The organism is Streptomyces sp. NPDC059861, assembly GCF_042731435.1.
GTDB lineage: Bacteria > Actinomycetota > Actinomycetes > Streptomycetales > Streptomycetaceae > Streptomyces.
Map to the genome: position 1 here is coordinate 1 of NZ_JBHWJQ010000023.1, position 3,440 is coordinate 3,440.

Below are 3,440 nucleotides of genomic sequence, written 5' to 3' on the forward strand. Positions count from 1 at the left end.
GGCGGCGGCCTGATCGGCCGCCGCACATCCAAACGGCCGGTCCCCCAGGGCGCACCGGCCTTTCCCGGTGGGCGATACTGGGTTCGAACCAGTGACCTCTTCGGTGTGAACGAAGCGCTCTCCCACTGAGCTAATCGCCCGGGAACGCACTGAACAATACAGGTGCCCCCGGGTTTCCTTCAAACCGCTTGGGGATCGCGGCCCAGGTAAGCCAACAGGCCTCGCCGTCCGGCCCGCATCATCAGCCAGTGGTTGACGCGGAACACGGGCCGACCCGGCACGGCCAGCCGGCGCAGCAGGGACTTGTTCACCTCCACGACCTGGTCGTAGCGGGCGAGGCACCCGCTCCCCGTGGGGGTGACCGTCCAGCGTGCCCAGCCCTCGATGTCACCGGTCACCGCGATCTCCAGCACCCCGGCCCCGGGATCCCGGCGCTCCTCGCGCGCGGTGAAGGTCATGTCGTACGGGAGCAGCGAGCGGATCCGAATCACACCGGTGGTGCCGTCGGTCCGCTGGACCTCACGCACCTGCCGCCACCAGCGCGGGTACTCCTCGGGCCGCTCCAGCACGGCGTACACGGTGGCGGGCGGTGCGGGCAGGGGCCACAGGCTGCGGAAGCGGTAGTGGGTCCAGTCCATGCGCCCGAGTCTGCCCCGACGGGGAGGTTGGCGTCCGGCGTCCGAGTAGGTTCTGAGTACGGGTACTCATGGCGTACGAGGTGGCCTGGACCACACTCCTGAACAAGCGCCGCCGCCCGTGCGGCGGCGCTGTTCGCACGCTTCCCTACGAGGACGGGGGCATCCTGTCGCCGAGCAGCGCCAGGTTCTCGATGGCGGCGAGCCCGTACAGCGCGGTGTCGTTGGCCGACACCCGGGCCGCCTCGCCGCGCGTGGCGAGCTTCTCGTCGCCGGTCTGCACGGCGGCGTAGGCGTCGAGCCGCGAGTGCCCCTGCGGTTGTACGCGTCCGGCCACCACTCCGTCAGATCGGCCTGGCCGAAGACGAGTCCGGCCTCGGCGAAGAACGCCTTGCCGTGCTGCCGCAGACAGAGGTCGTAGAGGTACATGATGCCGAAGTAGCCACGTCGGCCTTTTCAAAGGCCTTCTCGTCTATGACAAGTGACATCGTGTTGGGTCCGACGGGAACGCCTAGAAGCTTTCCGTCCACCTCGCCGGCCTCGTCCACACCGGCCCGGAAGTTGTCCATGCCCAGATTCCCGGGGCCGACCTGGGACTTGAGGTCGAGAAGGACGCCTCGCTTGTCGTACTTCCGGAGAAACGCGACGGAGTTCTGGAAGACGTCGGGCGGATTTCCACCGGCGGCCTGGGTCTGGAACTTCTCCCAAAAGGCGACGTAATCCTGGAAGTCGGTCTCCACCTCGACCTTCGGATATTTCTTCTCGAAGAGCGCGATGGCCCGGTTGATGCGCTTGGTCCGCTCCTCCGCGCCCCACCAGGCGTAACGGATCGTCACCGTCCCGTCGCCGGACCCGCCGCAGCCGGCGGCCGTCAGCCCCAGAGTCGCCGGCGACACACCGGCCGCCTTGAGTCCCGTCCGCCGCTCCGTGTTCCCGCCGCCGTGCATCGCAGGACCTACCCCAGCCGCTCATGAATCGTTTCACGTAAGCGCTTGCTGGCACGAGCTGCGGAGGGGTCGGGAGTGCGTCATTGACGCGGGCAGGATTTTCTCGGGGCGCGGGGTACTGACCGGTGCGGACCGATGGGGGGCCGACGTCGGTCGCGGCCGTCGGCGCACGGACGGGCCGTGTGGCACCGCAGTCCTCGATGGCCGGGAAGTGCGGACACTCACAGTGACGACAGCGGGCGTGACACGACAACGGCCCACCTGCTGTCTCGCAGATGGGCCGTGTTCCGGGTGGGCGATACTGGGTTCGAACCAGTGACCTCTTCGGTGTGAACGAAGCGCTCTCCCACTGAGCTAATCGCCCGGGCGCAGGAAGTACATTACCCCATGTCAGGGGGTGCGGGTGACCACGCCGGACCACCCCCGCGCCCCGCGCCGTGGATCACTGGTCCTTGATCTTCCACGGCATCATGAAGCCGAACTTCCAGACGTAGAACCCGACGATCGCGGCCACGATCACGCAGCCGATCGACGTCAGAATGATGTTGCGCCGGCGCACCTTGGGGTCGAGAGCACGCTGTGCGGCCTCGGTGACCTTGCGTTTCGTCCACCGCAGCACCAGCTGGGCCCAGACGAACTCGGTCGCCCAGATCGCCATGCCGCCGAAGATGATCACCCAGCCCGGGCCGGGCAACGGCAGCAGGACGATGCCGGTGCCCACCACCGCGAGACCGACGAGGAAGACGCCCACCTGCCAGCTCACATGCAGCAGGCGCCGCGCCTTGATGAATTCCGGCGCGCGCGAACCCAGGGCACGCTCGCCCCGCGCTTCACGCGTCCCCGACTCGTCCGTCGCCACGGCAACCTCGCCAGGATTGCTACTCCCCGTATTCATACGGCCAAACCCTACCCGAACGATTCCGGTCACCGGAATGGGCGTATCGGACGAAGTCGTTCTCGGCCGGAAGAGTTACGTAAACACACGCAAAACCCTCAGAGGGGTTTACAACGGCACCGTAGGTGGCATGTCGATTTCGCCGACGTGCGAATCCCCGAGCGCACACTGAGCGAAAGGCCCTGGCGCTTATGAACACCACGGTCAGCTGCGAGCTGCACCTGCGCCTCGTTGTGTCGAGCGAGTCCTCCCTGCCTGTCCCCGCAGGCCTGCGGTACGACACGGCCGACCCCTACGCCGTGCACGCCACCTTCCACACCGGAGCCGAGGAAACCGTCGAGTGGGTGTTCGCCCGCGACCTCCTCGCCGAAGGGCTTCACCGGCCCACAGGAACCGGCGACGTCCGTGTCTGGCCGTCGCGCAGTCACGGTCAGGGCGTCGTCTGCATCGCCCTCAGCTCCCCCGAGGGGGAAGCTCTGCTCGAGGCCCCGGCGCGGGCCCTGGAGTCCTTCCTGAAGCGAACCGACGCCGCCGTGCCGCCCGGCACGGAGCACCGGCACTTCGATCTTGACCAGGAGCTCTCGCACATCCTGGCGGAGAGCTAGGGCGAGACCACCACCAAGCCGCCCGGCCGTCCACTCGGGGAGACGGCTCGGGCCTGTCCGGCGGATCAGGTCGGAGCGAGCCGACGGCACTGATCGGCCACCGTGAAGCGTGCCAGGGCCCGCCTCCGGCAGGATCCTCCGGGCAGGCCCTCACGCGCCAGGACAACCGCATACGGCAACACCGGCGCTGCCACCGCGCGTTTCCGCGGGGGCGGCGCCGGTCTGCGTGGAACCGGGTCTTCGGAAGCAAGAAAGCGGCGTGTCTGCGCAGCGCCGTACGGGGACGAGGATCGACGGTGGTGGGCTTGCGGGGCGTGGAGCACAGATGGGTCTGCGGAGCATGGGGGGTGCACGGCCT

General features: G+C 68.1%; 4 protein-coding genes, 2 tRNA genes and 1 pseudogene. 1 reads left to right on the forward strand and 6 read right to left on the reverse strand.

Translation table 11 applies throughout. The features are described 5' to 3' along the window. Positions 1-68 precede the first annotated feature (68 nt). The 6 genes and pseudogenes from ACFV6X_RS20770 to ACFV6X_RS20795 all read right to left on the reverse strand — a co-directional run bounded on the left by ACFV6X_RS20770 (position 69) and on the right by ACFV6X_RS20795 (position 2,477). Positions 69-140: transfer RNA gene (locus ACFV6X_RS20770), tRNA-Val, on the reverse strand. Between the two features lie 39 nt (positions 141-179). Then, positions 180-638, reverse strand: a complete 459-nt coding sequence (locus ACFV6X_RS20775; protein ID WP_385385548.1) for an SRPBCC family protein — start codon at positions 636-638, stop codon at positions 180-182. A 145-nt stretch (positions 639-783) separates the two neighbouring features. Next, positions 784-972, reverse strand: coding sequence for a hypothetical protein (locus ACFV6X_RS20780; protein ID WP_385385731.1), 189 nt, complete (start codon positions 970-972; stop codon positions 784-786). Beyond that, positions 951-1,582 (reverse strand): annotated as a pseudogene (locus ACFV6X_RS20785) (ABC transporter substrate-binding protein); the annotation flags it as partial. The pseudogene ACFV6X_RS20785 and the gene ACFV6X_RS20780, both read right to left, overlap by 22 nt. Before the next feature lie 292 nt (positions 1,583-1,874). Continuing rightward, positions 1,875-1,946: transfer RNA gene (locus ACFV6X_RS20790), tRNA-Val, on the reverse strand. Positions 1,947-2,024: 78 nt separating this feature from the next. Further along, entirely contained in the window at positions 2,025-2,477 is a 453-nt protein-coding gene (locus ACFV6X_RS20795) for a TIGR02611 family protein (RefSeq protein WP_365449061.1), read from the reverse strand. Between the two features lie 191 nt (positions 2,478-2,668). Here ACFV6X_RS20795 and ACFV6X_RS20800 point away from each other — a divergent pair, with 191 nt between their 5' ends. Beyond that, entirely contained in the window at positions 2,669-3,082 is a 414-nt protein-coding gene (locus tag ACFV6X_RS20800) for an SsgA family sporulation/cell division regulator (RefSeq protein ID WP_004002642.1), read from the forward strand. Positions 3,083-3,440 lie beyond the last annotated feature (358 nt).

Coding starts and splice junctions, on each gene's coding strand:
- ACFV6X_RS20775 (WP_385385548.1), bottom strand. CDS start 638: ATGGACTGGACCCACTACCGCTTCCGCAGCCTGTGGCCCCTGCCCGCA.
- ACFV6X_RS20795 (WP_365449061.1), bottom strand. CDS start 2,477: ATGAATACGGGGAGTAGCAATCCTGGCGAGGTTGCCGTGGCGACGGAC.
- ACFV6X_RS20800 (WP_004002642.1), top strand. CDS start 2,669: ATGAACACCACGGTCAGCTGCGAGCTGCACCTGCGCCTCGTTGTGTCG.